Genomic DNA, 15,126 nt, shown 5'->3' with positions numbered 1-15,126 from the left:
GATCCGGGTCGGGGCGGTGCCCGGCTCAGGCCTGCTGGAGGGCCTGACGCACCGCCTCGGCCACCTGGAGGGCGCGCTCCTCGCCCATGTACGGCCACATGGGCAGGCTCAGCACCTCGTGGCAGGCCTGCTCGGCCACCGGACAGTGGGCCTCCAGGTGCTGGTAGACCGGCTGCTGGTGGACCGGGACCGAGTAGTAGACCATGCAGCCGATGCCGGCCGCCTGGAGGGCGTCGCGCACGGCGTCGCGGCGGCCGTCGGCGATGCGCACGGTGTACTGGTGGAAGATGTGATCGCCGTGGGGCGCCGTATGCGGCGTGGTCAGACCCGGCAGGCCGGCCAGTTCGCGGTCGTAGAGCGCGGCGATCTCCTTGCGCTGGGCGTTCCAGCCGTCCACGTGGGGCAGCTTGACCTGTAGCAGGGCCGCCTGCATGGCGTCGAGCCGCGAGTTGTAGCCGATCAGGGTGTGGTGGTCGCGGCGCTCTTGGCCGTGCAGACGCAGCAGCCGGCACTGAGCGGCGAGCTCGTCGTCATCGGTGGTGATCATGCCGCCGTCGCCGAAACCGCCCAGGTTCTTGGTCGGATAGAACGAGTGGGCCCCGAGATCGCCCAGCGTGCCCAGCCGGGCCTCGCCCTGGCGGGCCCCGAAGGCCTGGGCCACGTCCTCGATCACCCGCAGGCCGCGCCGGCGCGCCAGCTCGTTGACGGCGGCCATATCCGGCCCCTGGCCGAAGATGTGCACCGGAAGCAGCGCCTTGGTGCGCTCGGTGCAGGCCGCCTCCAGGGTCTCGGCGGTGACGTTGAAGGTGTCCGGGTCGATGTCGGCAAACCGCGGCGTGGCGCCGGCCAGGCTGATGACCTCGGCGGAGGCGTAGAAGGTGAAGGGCGAGGTCACCACCTCGTCGCCCGGCTCGACCCCGGCGGCGACCAGGGCGATCAGCAGGGCGTCCGTGCCGCTGTTGACGCCGATGGCGTGCCGGCAGCCCAGGTGCTCGGCCACCGCCTGCTCGAAACGCTCCACCGTGGGACCGAGGACGTAGGCCCCGGAGGCCAGCAGATCCGTGGCGGCCTGTTCGAGTTCGCCGCGCAGGGCGTCGTATTGCGGCTTCGGGTTGTAGATGGGGATCTGCACGCTTTCCAGCTCCTATGTGTTCTCTGCGTTTCTCAGGCGCCCCGTGGCCTCGGCCAGCAGGTCGACGATGCCGGCGGCAAAGCGACCGTCCGACTGACACGTCTGCCCGTGGCGCAGGCAGTCGAGGAAGTGCTCCAGCTCCAGGCGCAGGGGTTGGCCGTGGCCTTGGTGGATGGTCTCGGCGCCCTCGTCGATGTTGTCCAGGTGGCCGTCGATGCCCTTGCGGTGGTGGGTGACCACCTGGTTGATCTCGTCGTAGACCACCATCCCCTCGCTGCCGACGATGACCAGGTTGCGCCGTTTCTCCGGCCACAGCCAGGAGCAGTGCAGGTGGCTTTGCAGGCCGTCGTCGTAGCTCAGGTGGAGGTAGACGTCGTCCTCGATGCCCGGCTGCAGGATGCACTGGCCGTGGACCTGCATGCCGCGGGGCGTTCGCCCGGGCAGCAGGAAGCGCTGCACGGCCACGTCGTGGGTGCCCAGGCACCACAGGGCGTTCTCGTAGTCGCGCGCCCGCCCCAGGCCCAGACGCTCCTGATGGACGCTGTGCACCTGCCCGATGCGCCCGGCGGCCAGGTCGTCGCGCAGCCACTGGATGGCCGGCTGGAAGAGCAGCAGGTGGCCGACCATGAGCAGCCGCCCACGCTGCTCGGCCAGTTCCACCAGGTGCCAGGCCTGGCTCGGGTCCGGGGTGAGGGGCTTCTCGACGAAGACGTCCTTATCGGCCTCCAGGGCCTGGCGGACCACCTCGTAGTGGGTCGCCACCGGGGTGGCGACGGCGACGGCGTCGAGCTGCGGGTCGGCCAGCGCCGCCGCGGTGTCCGTGTAGGTGGGGACGTCGGGGCAGATCGTCTGGACCTGGCGCAGGTTTTCGGCGTTGACCTCGACGACCGCGTGGAGGGCGCCGAGCTCATGGAGGTTGCGGACCAGGTTGCGGCCCCAGCCGCCGGCGCCGATGACGGCAACCCGGGGTGTGGCGGCCTGGGCGGCTTCGGTCGTGGCCATGGGCGTATCGATCCTCTCTTGGTGCCGGCGGCGCGCTTCGCCCGCGCTGGGCCGGACGCGGCCTGCGGCGAAACCGCGCTAATTTATCAAAAATCGTGCTGGGCAGGTTATCGACCGGATCGCTGCGGGCTGTAGGGCCGCGTCGCATCAGTCGGCGGCGAGGGTTTGCAGCGCTGCCGCCAGGCGCTGCCAGGCCGCCTCGGTGCCGGGCAGGCCGAAGCGCAGTCCCGCCGGCTCATCGAAGGCGCGGACCCAGACCCCGGCCCGGGCCAGCAGCGCCTGGTAGCGCCGCGCCGCGGTGCAGGGGACCCAGCGAAACAGCGCCGTGCCCCCCGCCGGTGCCAGCCCGGCGGCGGTCAGCAGCCCATCCAGCCGCTGCGTCGCCGCCGTCAGGGCGCGTCGCTGGGCCGCCTGCCAGGCCTCGTCGGCCAGGGCCTGCCCGGCGGCATGGCGGGCCGGGCCGGCCAGAGGCCAGGGACCGAGCACCCCGGCCAGTTGCTGGCGCAGCCCCTCCGGGCCGAGCAGGAAGCCGACCCGGGCGCCGGCGAGGCCGTAGAACTTGCCCAGCGAGCGCAGCAGGATCAGGCCCGGGCGGCCGACGGCCGGGGCCAGGGAGGTCTCCGGCTCGGCGTCGCAGAACGCCTCGTCGACGATCAGATGCCCGCCCCCGGCGGCCAGCGCATCGCACCAGGCGAGCAGGGTGGCGGCGGGGTAGCGGGTGCCGGAGGGGTTGTTGGGATGGCTCAGCACGAGCGTGTGCCAGGGCGGGGGCGTGGGTGGCCCGGCGGCGATCCGCTCGGCGGTGATGCGCTCGACGCGGTGGCCCCAGTGCTGCCACGCCCGCGCATGCTCGGCATACTCCGGCGCCGGGATGGCCACGTTTCCTGGGGAGTGGAGAGCCGGGAGCAGGCTGATGGCGGCCTGGGAGCCGGGCAGGGCCAGGGCCGCGCCGTTGCCGGCGGCGTAGTGCGCCGCGGCCTGCGCCTCGAGTCCGTCGGCCTCGGGCAGCCGGTGCCAGGTGGCCGCCGGGGCGGCGCTCAGCGGGAAGGGGGTCGGGTTGATGCCGGTGGAGAGGTCCACCCAGCCCCCCGGCGGCTCGCCGAAGCGCGCCGTCGCCTCGGCGAGGTTGCCGCCGTGCTCCAGCGTGTCGGGCAGGTGCTGTGCTTCGCTCATCAACGACCCCTCAGGGGATCAGCGGGGAGGGCGCCCACAGGGCGATCGCCGCCGCGATCCAGATCAGCACCCCGCGTTCCACCAGCGCCACTGATGCCTCGATGGTGTTGGCGTCCGCCGGATGCCCGCTACCCAGCGTGGGGCGTTGGCGGACGCCGTCGCTGTAGACGGCCGCGCCGCCGAGGGTGGTATCGAGGGCCGCGGCGCCGGCGGCCAGGACCACGCCCGGGTTGCTGCCGGGCCATTGCGGGGCCTGGTTGCGCACTGCAGCCCACACCGCCTGCGGGCGCAGGCTCGCCAGGGCATAGGTGAGCGCCGTCAGACGCGCCGGGATCCAGCCGAGCAGGTCGTCCAGGCGGGCGGCGGCGTAGCCGAAGTCGTTGAAGCGCACGGTCCGGTAACCCCAGAGGGCGTCCAGGGTGTTGATCAGTCGGTGGGCGACTGCCCCCGGAGCGCCGGCGACCAGGAACCAGAAGAGGGTGGCGAAGACCGCGTCGTTGCCGTTCTCCAGGGTCGATTCGGTGGTGGCGCGGGCGGTGTCTTCGGCGTCCATGGACTGTGCATCCCGACTGACGATCCTGCCCACCGCCGCGCGGGCCTCGGCCAGGTCGCCACGGGCCAGCGGTTGCGCCACACCCAAGGCGTGCTCGCGCAGGCTGCGGCTGCCCAGGCAGAGGTAGAGCAGCCCCAGCTCCACCACCCAGCCGAGCGGCCCCAGCGTGAGCAGGGTGGCGAGCAGCACGGCCGGTGCGACCAGGATGGCGACCGCCACCATGCCGGCCTTGCGCCGGTCCGGGTCGGGCAGGCGCCCTTGGTTGAGCAGCCGCTCCAGCCAGCCGGCAACCCGGGCAAAGCCGTTCAGTGGGTGCCCGGCGCGGGGCTCGCCGAAAACCCGGTCGAGTAGCCACGCGCCGATGATCAGGGCGGGGAACGGCACGGGAGCGGCCTAGACGCTCGCCGCCACGGCGGCGGCGCCAAGCAGTGCGGCGGTCTCGGTGAGCTCCACGGTGGCGCCGGCGGTGTCGCCGGTGGTCCCGCCGAGGCGCCGTGACATCGCGTGCTGCGCCAAGACCAGGGCGACTGCCCCGGCGGCCACCGCCGCCAGCCCGGCCCATCCGGTGAGCAGGGCGGCCAGGGCGGTGACCACGGCCGCACTGCCCAGCGAGGCGCCGGGTGGCCCGAAGTGGGACAGGGCCTCGCCGATCCCGCCGGGGCGCACATAGGGTGTGGTCAGGAACAGCAGGGTCAGCCCGGCGCGTCCGACAACCGCCGCTGTGGCGATGGCCAGTACGGCGCCGGCGTCGAGCAGGGCGGCCACCGCTGCCACCTTGAGCAGGAGGACGGCGACGATCGCCGTGACCCCGATGGGCCCGCAGGAAGGATCCTTCATGATTTCCAGGGTGCGTTCCCGCTGCGCCATGCCGCCGACCCAGGCGTCGGCGGAGTCGGCCAGGCCGTCGAGGTGCAATGCGCCGGTCAGCAGCGCCCAGATCACCACTACCAGGGCTGCAGTGAGCAGTGCAGGCAAAGCTTGGGTCAGGAAGGCCATCAGAATCAGCAGGGTGCCGATGATCGCCCCGACCAGGGGGTAGGCGACCAGCGAGGCGCCACTCTCCTCGTCGTCGATGCGGCCGAGCGAAGGCACCGGAAGGCGCGTGAGAAAGGCGATGGCGATCAGCAGCGGTCGCAAGGCGGTCATCGCTCCCCCTCCGCCGATGTTGCGCGGTTATGGAAGTAGAGGGTCGGATCGGTGCCGGGCTCGACACGGACCCGGCTGACCGAGGCGTAGGGCACGTAGAGTCGGTTGAACCCGCGCAGCGGGAGCTCCAGCAGGTGCGACAGCACCACGCGGATCAGCCCGCCGTGGCCGACGAGCAGCAGGTGCTCGCCGGGGTGCTCTGCGAGCAGCCGCACCCAGGCATCGATGACGCGGCGCTGGAAGTCGGCCATGGGCTCGGCGTTGGGCGGCGTATAGTGGAGCGGATCGGCCCAGAAGCGGGCCTGCCCCTGGGGGTCCTGCTCGTAGAGCTCCGCCGGGGTCAGGCCCTCCCAGTCACCGAAGCCGATCTCTTGGAAACCGTTTTCCACCTGTAATGGCAGCCCCTGCTCGGCGGCGTAGCGTTCGGAGAACTCGCGGCAGCGGCGCAGCGGGGAGCAGACGATCCGGGTCAACGCCGCGGGCTCGAGCGGGGCGGCGCGCATCTGCGCCCAGCCGCGTTCGCTGAGCGGGTCGTCCTGGGTGCCGCGGTAGCGGCGGCCGCCCACCGGCTCGCCGTGGCGGATCAGATCGATCCAGGTCTCCTGGCCTTCGATGGGGGGTCTCACCCTTTGCCCTCCGGGGTTACGCCGGCCTCCGCGAAGGTGGCCATGCGGTTGTGGATGGCGCAGGCCATGCGCATCAGCGGTATCGCGGTCGCAGCGCCGCTGCCCTCGCCCAGGCGCATGTTGAAGTCGAGCAGCGGGCGCCCGCCGAGGGCCGCGACGATGCGGTGGTGACCCGGCTCGGCGGAGCCGTGGCCGAGGATCATCCAGGCGCGGGTGCCGGGGCGCAGTCGCTCGGCCAGCAGGGCGGCTGCGCCGCTGATGAAGCCGTCGAGGAGGATGACCACACCGCGCTGGGCGCAGCGGATGTAGGCACCGGTCATGGCGGCCAGCTCCAGGCCGCCCACGCGACGACCGGCTTGCCACGGCTCGCTGAGGTTTGCCGGTCCGCCGAGCTGTTCTCGGTGCAGGGCCAGGGTCTCGTCGACGGCCTCCGCCTTGTGTCGCAGCCCGGCGGCATCGTGTCCGGTGCCTGGGCCGACTAGCCCCGGCGCCGGTTTGTTGAGCAGGGCGCCGACCACGGCGGCGGCCGCAGTGGTGTTGGCGATGCCCATCTCGCCGGCGATAAAGACCCGGGTGCCGTGCTGATCGATGGACCGGTCGACGGCCCGCGCGCCGGCGGTGAGCGCAGCGCTGAACTGCTCGTCGGTCATCGCCGGCTGCCGGCGCATGTTGGCCGTGCCGGCGGCGATGCGTTCGTCGCGCACCGCCTGCGGCACCGCGCCCTGCCATCGGGTGCCGACATCCACCACCTCCAGCTGGGCGCCGATCTCCTCGCTCATCACGCAGATGGCTGCGCCGCCGTTGGAGAAGTTCTCCATCATCTGCAGCGTGACCATCGGGTCGAAGGCGGAGACGCCGTCCTCGGCGATGCCGTGGTCGCCGGCGAACAGCGTGATCTGGACCGGATCCACGGCGGGGTGCGGGGTCTGCTGAAGCCCGGCGAGCTGGATGGCGATCTCTTCGAGCCGGCCGAGCGATCCCGGCGGCTTGGTCAGCTGATCCTGTCGAGCCCGCGCCTGCTGGGCGTAATGCGGATGGGTCTGTTGGATCGGTTCATCGAGCCACTCCGGTTGGTTCACGATTGCGCTCCTCATTCCCTTCTTGGCGGCGTCAGCCCGTCGCGGGGGGACGACTCTATTTCAGGGGCTGTGCGAGGCCGGCGACGGTCCAGGTCACTCGCTCGCAGCGTTCGGCCATCTGTTGGTGCAGCGCTCCGGCCTCGTCGCAGAAGCGCCGCGCCAGGGCGTTCATCGGCATTACGCCCAGACCGGTTTCATTGCTGACCAGCAGCAGGTCGCCGCCTGCGGCGGCAACCGCGTCGACCAGCCCGGTTCGTGCCTGCTCAAGGCTCTCGCTGGTGACGTTTGCCTCGGTGGCCCCGTCCCCGGCGACGAGCTGATTGGTCAGCCATAGACTCAGGCAGTCGACCAGGAGTACGCGGCCCGGGGCGCTGTGCGCCTCGATGGCCCGGGCCAGCTCCAGCGGGGCCTCGATCGTCTGCCAGTGCGCGGGGCGTCGCGCCCGGTGCGCGGCGATGCGCTCGGCCATGCCGGCATCGCCGCGGGGTCGGGCCGTGGCGATGTAGACGACATCGTCGCTGAGTTCGCGCGCGCGCTGTTCGGCATGACGGCTCTTGCCCGAACGGACGCCGCCGAGGATGAGTTCCCGCATGGTATTCCCCCTGGCACGGGTGAGGGAGGATACCATACCCTTGCACTAGCCGGTCCCGGTCGGGACCGCATGCCCGATGCAGAGAAAGCCAGCCAGCATGACCCTTAACGTAACGGAAAGGCACCAGGCCAGTGACCCCGTCCCCGGGGCCTACGTCGACCACCCCCTGCGCCAGGAAGTCAACGACGAGATTCACGCCCGACCCTATGAGCGCCTGCGGGCCCCGGCCCGGGTCAGTCACCTGGGGATGTTCTCCGGGCGCCACTCAGCGGATGCCGATCGGGCGGCCGTAGCGGATCTGTGCGAGCGCTTCGGCGTGGAGCCGCCGGAGCCGGATGCCCAGCACATGTCCCGTGACTTCGGCGCCTTTCGGCTCAAGTGGGAGCGGCGCACCGAGGTTTCGACCTACACCTTCATCGTCGAGGACGAGTTCGAGCACCCGTTCGAGGGGCCACCCATCGAACGCTTGCCCGAGGACTGGCTGGCCAGTTTGCCCGGACCGCGCCTGGTCGGCATCCATCTCGCGCTGGAGCCGTCCTGGTCGCAGCCGCGGACCAGCAGCGGAATCGTGGCGCTGTTCAACGACAACACGATCGTTGGCAGCCAGATCGCCGGCGGAGCGGCGCGGGTGTGGACGGACTTCCGTATCCACGATGACGGCTTTTCGCGCATCCTCCTGCGCGATGTGAACATGCGCGAGCGCCAGGCCGGGCGTGCCATCCAGCGTCTGCTCGAGATCGAGACCTACCGCATGATGGCGCTGCTCGCCTTCCCAGTGGCGCGGCGCCTCAACCCTCAGCTCAACGAGCTCGAGGAGCAGCTGGCCGGGATCACTGAGCGCATGACCGGCTCGAGCCGGGAGCGTGACGAGCAGCACCTGCTCGGTCAGCTGATGGAGTTGGCCGCCCAGGTGGAGCGTATCGGCAACAACACCAACTACCGCTTCCATGCGGCGCGTGCCTATCACGAGCTGGTCGAACGGCGCATCCAGGAGCTGCGCGAGCAGCGCATCCAGGGCGTACAGACCATCCAGGAGTTCATGGAGCGGCGCCTGGTGCCGGCCATGCGCACCTGTGCCACGGTCACCGAACGGCGCGAGTCGCTCTCCGAGCGTATATCGCGCACCGGCGATCTGCTGCGCACCCGCATCGACGTGGCCCTGGAGGCGCAGAACCGCGATCTGCTCGACTCCATGGATCGCCGCGCCAAGCTGCAGTTCCGGCTGCAGGAGACGGTCGAGGGGCTGTCGGTGGCGGCCATCAGCTACTACCTGATGGGGCTGATCAGCTACGTCCTGGAGGCGGCGCGCGACGCCGGTGCCCCGATCCGGGTGGAGGTCACCCAGGGGCTGGCGGTGCCGGTGGTGGTGTTCACCATCTGGCTGGTGGTGCGCCTGGTCCGCTACCGCATCGCCAAACGCCAGGAGGCCTAGCGCCGCGCCGGCCGGCGCGGCGCCGGCCGCGGATCAGCCCTCCACCCGGTCGGTGGCCGTGCCGGTGCTGGTGTCGCTGGTGTGCCAGTCCGACTCCACCTGCGCCCACGGTTCCATGGGCGGTTCGCTGCGTTCGCCGGGCCGCGGTGCGAAGCGCTCCTCCTCCAGCGCTTTGAGCAGGCCCACGACCATCCCGAGGATGATGAACGAGAACGGCACTGCAGCGGCGATGACCGCGCCCTGCAGGGTGGTCAGGCCGCCGGCGGTGAGCAGCACGATGGTCACCAGGGTGATGACCGTGCCCCAGATCACCGTGTGCAGCCGGGAGATCTCCGTCGAGCCGTTGGAGAGCAGGGTCTGGGTGACCAGGATGCCGGCGTTCGCGGAGGTGATCAGGTAGGTGCCGATGAGCACGGTCACCAGCACCGACGCTGCCGCTCCCCAGAGGCCCACGTCCATCAGCTCGATGGTGCGGAAGACGGCGGTGCTGACCTCCTCGCGGGTGGCTTCGGTGACCCCGCCGGGGCCAAAGAGCTCAAGGTGGATGGCGTTGCCGCCAAACAGTCCGATCCAGACGATGGTGATACCGGTCGGCACCAGCAGCACGCCCATGACGAACTCGCGCAGCTTGCGGCCGCGCGAGATGCGCGCGATGAAGATCCCGACGAAGGGCGCCCAGGCCAGCCACCACCCCCAGTAGAAGAGGGTCCACTCGGCCTGCCAGTTGCCCTCGGCGTTGGCGTGGGTATGGAAGGAGAGGGTGAAGAGGTTCTGCAGGTAGTCGCCGGTGGACTGCACGATCAGCGCCAGCAGGTACTGGGTCGGCCCCCAGAGCAGGAAGAAGAGCAGCACCGCGGCGCTCATCCAGAAGTTGGCCTCGCTGATCATGCGCACCCCGGACTGCACGCCGTAAAGCACCGATACGGTGGCGACGCCCATCACCGTGACAGCGATGGCGATCTGACCGGTGGTGCCCGCCGTGATCCCGGTGAGTTCGCCGATGCCGGTGTTCAGCTGCTGGATGCCCAGCCCCAGCGTAGTGGCGATGCCGAAGACCGTGGCGAACACGGCTAGGACGTCGATGGCATCCCCCCAGGGGCCGTGGATGTGCTTGCCGATGAGCGGGTAGAAGGCCGAGCGCATGGTCAGCGGCAGCCCGCGGCGGAAGCTGAAGTAGGCGAGGATGAGGGCGACCAGCGAGAAGACCGCCCAGCCGTTGAGGCCCCAGTGAAAGTAGGCCAGGCGTAGCGCGGTGTCGGCGGCTTCGCTCGGGTCGTCGCTGACCGTGAACGGGTTTCGGTCGAAGTGGGAGATGGGCTCGGCGACCGCCCAGAAGATCAGGCCGACGCCCATTCCGGCGGCGAAGAGCATGGTGAGCCAGGAGAAGGTTCGGAACTCGGGCACCTCGTGGTCCTGGCCCAGGCGCACGTTCTTAAAGCGCCCGGTGCCCAGCCAGATCACCAGCAGCAGAAAGGCGGCCACGACCAGCACGTAGTACCACTGCAGGAAGGGGGTCAAGGCCTCGCGCCAGCCGGTGACCACCGTCTCCAGCTGCTTCGGCCAGACGGCTCCGGCCAGGGCAAAGGCGGCCACAAGGAAGGTGGACACGGCGGTCACCCGGGGGCTCATGCCCTTGAAGAAACCGCGGGTCGCTACGTTGAACATCGCTGCTGGCTCCTGCTTTGCGGTAGGCTAACGGGCTGGCGCACGGGCGCCCTAGCCTAACAACCACCGACGCGTCCTGCGGCGTTGGCCGCGCCGCGGGGCCCAAGGAGGCGTGCATGCATCGCGGGATGCTCCCCGTTTTGTCCGTCGTCGGCATCCTGGCCGTGGTGACCGTCGCACTCGGGCCCATGGTCTCGGCGCCGATCGCCGCCGCCTGGCCCGCCTGGTGGCCGGTATGGTCCGGGTTTGCCCTGATCGGTGTACTGGCCGTTCACGTCGCCCGGCAGCGGCCTTGGCTGGCCCGGGTAACGGCGGTTCGGGCATTCCTGGCCTGGATACTCTGGGCGATGCCGGCGCTGGTCTACGCCGTCGTCGGTGGTCGCTACGGGCTGCCGACGGCCGGATGGGGCGAGCAGGCGCTCGGTGCAGACGAGATCAGCCACTGGCTTGATCGGGTCACCGCTTACAGCCTGTTGGGGGCCCCGCCGATTCCCGAGCCGCTGCCCCAGTTGGGGGCGACCGTAGCCCTGGTGGCGGTCTATGCGGCCCCGGTGCTGGCCTTGCTGGTGCTGGTCTCGATCTGGCGCAGCGGCCGGCGCGGTCGCCGCGGCCGTGCTTGACACCCCTGGCCCCCCTGCCTAGCATCCGCGGGGCTGACCCGGAGCGCAGATCCTGCCCATGAACCTTGATGCAATCCGTGAGCTCGCCGCCGACGACATGGCGGAGGTCAACCGCTTGATCCAGGCGCGGCTGTCGTCGGACGTGGTTCTGATCAACCAGCTCGCCCACCATATCGTCAACAGTGGCGGTAAGCGTCTGCGCCCCACGGTCGTGCTTCTGGCGGCGCGGGCCTGCGGCTACCAGGGCACGGATCACGTCCAGCTGGCGGCGATCATCGAGTTCATCCACACCGCCACGCTGCTCCACGACGACGTGGTGGACGGCTCGGACATGCGTCGTGGCCAACAGACGGCGCACACCATCTGGGGGAACGAGGCCAGCGTGCTGGTCGGCGACTTCCTCTATACCCGGGCCTTCGAGATGATGGTCGAACTCGACTCCATGGCCGTACTGCGGATCCTGGCGCGGGCGACCAACACCATCGCCCGGGGCGAGGTGATGCAGCTGATGAACGTCCACGAGCCGGATCTCACTGAGGCCGATTACCGGCAGGTGATCTACCGCAAGACGGCGACCCTGTTCGAGGCCGGCTGTCAGAACGGAGCGGTGCTCGCGGGACTGGACGAGGCCGGATGCGAGGCCCTGGCGGCCTACGGGCGGCACTTGGGGACGGCCTACCAGCTGGTGGACGATGCTCTGGATTACAGCGGCGATGCCACCGAGATCGGCAAGAACATCGGTGACGACCTGGCCGAGGGCAAGACCACCATGCCCCTGATCCACGCCATGCGCGAGGGTGAGCCCGCGGACCGTGACCTGATCCGGGAGGCCATCGAGGCCGGTGGGCTGGATCAGATGGAAGCCGTCGGCCGGGCGATTGAAAAGACCGGATCGGCTGAATATACTAGGCGCCTCGCTGAGGTTGAGGTTGAGCAGGCCATCGAGCAGCTCACCTCAGCGGTTCCGGGTAGTCCCTGGCGGGATGCGCTGGTACACTTGGCCCGCAACTCGGTATCCCGGACAGCGTAACAGGTTGCACACGGGGTGTAGCTCAGTTTGGTAGAGCACTGCCTTCGGGAGGCAGGGGCCGCAGGTTCAAATCCTGCCACCCCGACCAGACAATCCAAGGCGCCGCGGATCGACCGCAGCCACCACGCCCGCCTCTCCCCAATCGTTCGACGGCCCGGAAGCGGCCCCGGGGTCAGGCGCGGTGATCGTGTCGAATCGAGCGGCGGCCCGTAGCCATCAGAGTAGACAGGAGCAAGACGCCGATGTACGCGGTGATCCGAAGCGGCGGAAAGCAGTACCGGGTCTCGGAAGGAGACGTGCTGCGAGTCGAGAAGCTCCCGGCCGAGGTCGGCGAGACCGTGCAGTTCGACGATGTCCTCATGGTCGGCGAAGGGAGCGAGGTCAAGATCGGTACGCCGCAGGTCGAGGGCGGCAGCGTGAAGGCCGAGGTCCTTGAGCAGGACCGGCATCGCAAGGTCGAGGTGACCAAGTTCAAGCGGCGGCAGGGCTATCGTCGCCACCACGGTCATCGGCAGCCGTACACCCAGGTCAAGATCACCGGCATCAACGCCGGCTGACGGAGGGCATCAGGCATGGCACACAAGAAGGCGGGCGGCAGCACCAAGAACGGTCGCGACTCTCAGTCAAAGCGTCTGGGCGTCAAGCGCTACGGCGGTGAGGCGGTCTCTGCGGGCAGCATCATCGTCCGCCAGCGCGGCACCCACTTCCACGCCGGCGAGAACGTCGGGGTGGGCAAGGACTACACCCTGTTCGCCAAGAGCGACGGTCGGGTTGTCTTCGAGCGCAAGGGGCCGGCCCAGCGCCGCCGGGTGCGAATCGAAGCGGTCTAAGGGCGGCGACCCATTCCGGACCCGTAAAGCCCCGCCATGGAGCGGGGCTTTTTTGTATACGGACGCGCTACAGCGCAGAGGCCGAGCATGCGATTCGTCGATGAAGTCACCTTTGTCGTCCGCGCCGGGGACGGCGGCGACGGCTGTGTCCACTTCCGGCGCGAGAAATATGTGCCCCGGGGGGGGCCTGACGGCGGCGATGGCGGCCGCGGCGGCAGTGTCTACCTCGAGGGCGACGAAGGCCTGAACACCCTGGTCGATTACCGTCACGATCGCTTCTTCAGTGCCGAGAGCGGTGAGGCTGGCGCAGGCCGGCAGTGCACCGGGCGCTCGGGTGTCGACCGCGTCCTGTCGGTGCCGGTCGGCACCCTGGTCATGGACGAAGGCACCGACGAGGTCATCGGCGACATTACCCGCCACGGCGAGAGGCTGATGGTGGCCGCCGGCGGACGTGGCGGGCTGGGCAACCTCCATTTCAAGAGCTCGACCAACCGCGCCCCGCGTCAATCCACCGACGGCACCCCCGGGGAGTCTCGGGAGCTGCGTCTGGAGCTTCAGCTGCTGGCCGATGTCGGGCTGCTCGGCATGCCCAACGTGGGCAAGTCGACCCTGATCCGCACCATCTCCGCCGCTCGCCCGAAGGTCGCCGATTACCCCTTCACCACCCTCTATCCACAGTTGGGCGTGGTCCGTTACGAGGCGCAGCGCTCGTTCGTGGTGGCCGACATCCCCGGCATCATCGAGGGGGCGGCCGAGGGGGCCGGACTCGGGGTGCGGTTTCTCAAGCACCTGAGCCGGACCGGTTTGCTTTTGCACCTGGTCGACGGGGTGGCCGAGGAGGAGCGTGGCGGTGACCCGGTGGCCGAGGCGCAAACCCTGCTCGCCGAGCTCCAGGCGTTCAGCCCCGAGCTGGCTGAAAAGCCGCGCTGGTTGGTGGTCAATCGCCTCGACGCCCTGCCCGAGGAGGTGCGCGAGGAGCGGGTAGCGGAGATCGCCCGGGGCCTGGCGTGGGACGGCCCGGCTTACGGCATCTCGGGGCTGACCGGCGAAGGGGTAGATCGGCTCTGTGGGGATATCATGAGGGACCTGGAGGCGCGACGCAGGGAGGATGAAGGTGGGGCGACGTGAGGCGCTGCGCCAGGCCCAGCGCTGGGTGATCAAGGTCGGCAGTGCCTTGATCACCGACAACGGGCGGGGGTTGGCGCATAAGCAGATCAGCGCCTGGGCGGATCAGGTGGCGGCACTGCGCAAGGCCGGACGCCAGGTGACCCTGGTTTCCTCGGGGGCAGTGGCCGAGGGGATGCAGCGGCTGGGCTGGCGCAACCGGCCGCGAGCCGTCTATCAGCTCCAGGCTGCGGCCGGCATCGGGCAGAGTGGCCTGGTCCACGCCTGGGCCGAGGGCCTGGCGCGGCACGGACTGCAAACCGCCCAGGTCCTGCTGACCCACGACGACCTCTCTGATCGACGCCGCTACCTCAATGCCCGCAGCGCGCTGCGCGAGATGCTCCGCCTCGGCGTGGTGCCGGTCGTGAACGAGAACGATACGGTCGTCACCGATGAGATCCGTTTCGGTGATAACGACACCCTGGCTGCGCTGGTCGCCAACCTGGTGGAGGCCGAGGCGCTGGTGGTCCTGACCGATCAGCCCGGCCTGATGGACCGCGATCCGCGTGCGCATCCCGACGCCGCGCTGCTGGATGAAGTCCGTGCCGGCGACCCGGAACTCGAGCGGTTGTGCGGCAGCACTGCCGGGGTCCTGGGCCGTGGCGGCATGCTGACCAAGGTCCGCGGTGCTGAGCGGGCCGCCCGCTCCGGTACCTACACGGTGGTCGCCAGCGGGCATGAGCCACGGGTGATCCAGCGTCTGGTCGAAGCCGAGCGAGGGCTGGGGACGCTCTTCGTACCCGATCAGGAGCCCCTGGCGGCGCGCAAGCAGTGGCTGGCCAGCCACCTGCAGACCCGTGGCGCGCTGACCCTCGACGAAGGCGCTGCGCGAGCCCTGCGCGCGTCCGGCAAGAGCCTGCTGCCGGTCGGCGTAGTGGCCGTGGCGGGTGACTTCTCCCGCGGGGAGATGGTCGTCTGCCGGGATCCGTCGGGGATCGAGGTGGCGCGCGGTCTGGTCAACTATGCCGCCGACGAGGCGCGACTGATCTGCGGACGTGCCAGTCGTGATATCGAGGCGGCGCTCGGCTACGTCGATGAGCCGGAGCTGATCCACCGCGACAACATGGTGGTGACGGTGTAGG

The 15,126-nt window shown here is 70.0% G+C and carries 16 protein-coding genes and 1 tRNA gene; 8 read left to right on the top strand and 9 right to left on the bottom strand.

The window, feature by feature from the left end:
* Positions 1-25: 25 nt before the first annotated feature.
* The 8 genes from LRG10_RS01750 to cobU form a co-directional block, all read right to left on the bottom strand.
* Positions 26-1,132 (bottom strand): DegT/DnrJ/EryC1/StrS family aminotransferase, encoded by a 1,107-nt coding sequence (locus LRG10_RS01750; RefSeq protein ID WP_201171701.1) that lies wholly within the window; start codon positions 1,130-1,132, stop codon positions 26-28.
* Between the two features lie 12 nt (positions 1,133-1,144).
* A complete protein-coding gene (locus tag LRG10_RS01745) occupies positions 1,145-2,134 on the bottom strand; it encodes a Gfo/Idh/MocA family protein (protein WP_238634526.1) in 990 nt (329 codons plus the stop codon).
* 147 nt (positions 2,135-2,281) lie between these two features.
* On the bottom strand, positions 2,282-3,307 hold the full coding sequence (cobD, locus tag LRG10_RS01740) for a threonine-phosphate decarboxylase CobD (protein WP_201171698.1): 1,026 nt from the start codon (positions 3,305-3,307) through the stop codon (positions 2,282-2,284).
* Between the two features lie 10 nt (positions 3,308-3,317).
* A complete protein-coding gene (gene cbiB / locus LRG10_RS01735; protein WP_201171696.1) occupies positions 3,318-4,244 on the bottom strand; it encodes an adenosylcobinamide-phosphate synthase CbiB in 927 nt (308 codons plus the stop codon).
* A 9-nt stretch (positions 4,245-4,253) separates the two neighbouring features.
* A complete protein-coding gene (locus LRG10_RS01730; RefSeq protein ID WP_201171694.1) occupies positions 4,254-5,006 on the bottom strand; it encodes an adenosylcobinamide-GDP ribazoletransferase in 753 nt (250 codons plus the stop codon).
* Positions 5,003-5,632, bottom strand: coding sequence for an alpha-ribazole phosphatase family protein (locus LRG10_RS01725; RefSeq protein ID WP_201171691.1), 630 nt, complete (start codon positions 5,630-5,632; stop codon positions 5,003-5,005). The genes LRG10_RS01730 and LRG10_RS01725 overlap by 4 nt, the downstream gene beginning before the upstream one ends.
* Positions 5,629-6,726, bottom strand: a complete 1,098-nt coding sequence (cobT, locus tag LRG10_RS01720; RefSeq protein ID WP_255772006.1) for a nicotinate-nucleotide--dimethylbenzimidazole phosphoribosyltransferase — start codon at positions 6,724-6,726, stop codon at positions 5,629-5,631. Before cobT ends, LRG10_RS01725 begins: the two co-directional genes overlap by 4 nt.
* A 40-nt stretch (positions 6,727-6,766) precedes the next feature.
* Positions 6,767-7,303, bottom strand: coding sequence for a bifunctional adenosylcobinamide kinase/adenosylcobinamide-phosphate guanylyltransferase (gene cobU / locus LRG10_RS01715; protein WP_201242598.1), 537 nt, complete (start codon positions 7,301-7,303; stop codon positions 6,767-6,769).
* Positions 7,304-7,400: 97 nt separating this feature from the next.
* Between cobU and LRG10_RS01710 the strand changes: the two genes are divergently transcribed.
* On the top strand, positions 7,401-8,735 hold the full coding sequence (locus LRG10_RS01710) for a DUF3422 family protein (RefSeq protein WP_238634521.1): 1,335 nt from the start codon (positions 7,401-7,403) through the stop codon (positions 8,733-8,735).
* Between the two features lie 33 nt (positions 8,736-8,768).
* On the opposite strand, the gene LRG10_RS01705 is transcribed toward LRG10_RS01710, so the two are convergent.
* A complete protein-coding gene (locus LRG10_RS01705; RefSeq protein WP_201171686.1) occupies positions 8,769-10,400 on the bottom strand; it encodes a BCCT family transporter in 1,632 nt (543 codons plus the stop codon).
* Between the two features lie 116 nt (positions 10,401-10,516).
* On the opposite strand from LRG10_RS01705, the gene LRG10_RS01700 reads away from it, so the two are divergent.
* From LRG10_RS01700 to proB, 7 genes are all read left to right on the top strand, one after another.
* Positions 10,517-11,020 carry a hypothetical protein gene (locus tag LRG10_RS01700; protein ID WP_201171685.1) on the top strand — a complete coding sequence of 168 codons (504 nt, stop codon included), beginning with the start codon at positions 10,517-10,519 and terminating at the stop codon, positions 11,018-11,020.
* A gap of 58 nt (positions 11,021-11,078) precedes the next feature.
* Positions 11,079-12,050 (top strand): octaprenyl diphosphate synthase, encoded by a 972-nt coding sequence (gene ispB, locus LRG10_RS01695; protein ID WP_201171684.1) that lies wholly within the window; start codon positions 11,079-11,081, stop codon positions 12,048-12,050.
* 11 nt (positions 12,051-12,061) lie between these two features.
* Positions 12,062-12,138: transfer RNA gene (locus LRG10_RS01690), tRNA-Pro, on the top strand.
* A gap of 154 nt (positions 12,139-12,292) precedes the next feature.
* Positions 12,293-12,607, top strand: coding sequence for a 50S ribosomal protein L21 (gene rplU, locus LRG10_RS01685; protein WP_201171683.1), 315 nt, complete (start codon positions 12,293-12,295; stop codon positions 12,605-12,607).
* A gap of 15 nt (positions 12,608-12,622) precedes the next feature.
* Positions 12,623-12,880, top strand: a complete 258-nt coding sequence (rpmA, locus tag LRG10_RS01680) for a 50S ribosomal protein L27 (RefSeq protein ID WP_201171682.1) — start codon at positions 12,623-12,625, stop codon at positions 12,878-12,880.
* A gap of 87 nt (positions 12,881-12,967) precedes the next feature.
* A complete protein-coding gene (gene cgtA, locus LRG10_RS01675) occupies positions 12,968-14,008 on the top strand; it encodes an Obg family GTPase CgtA (RefSeq protein WP_201171679.1) in 1,041 nt (346 codons plus the stop codon).
* The gene (proB, locus tag LRG10_RS01670; RefSeq protein ID WP_201171677.1) at positions 13,989-15,125 is read left to right on the top strand and encodes a glutamate 5-kinase; all 1,137 of its coding nucleotides are present in this window, start codon (positions 13,989-13,991) and stop codon (positions 15,123-15,125) included. The genes cgtA and proB overlap by 20 nt, the downstream gene beginning before the upstream one ends.
* Position 15,126: the final 1 nt, after the last annotated feature.

Origin of the sequence: Halorhodospira sp. 9628, assembly GCF_022228075.1 — a bacterium.
Lineage (GTDB): Bacteria > Pseudomonadota > Gammaproteobacteria > Nitrococcales > Halorhodospiraceae > Halorhodospira > Halorhodospira halophila_A.
This window is presented reverse-complemented; position numbering and strand designations above follow the sequence as displayed.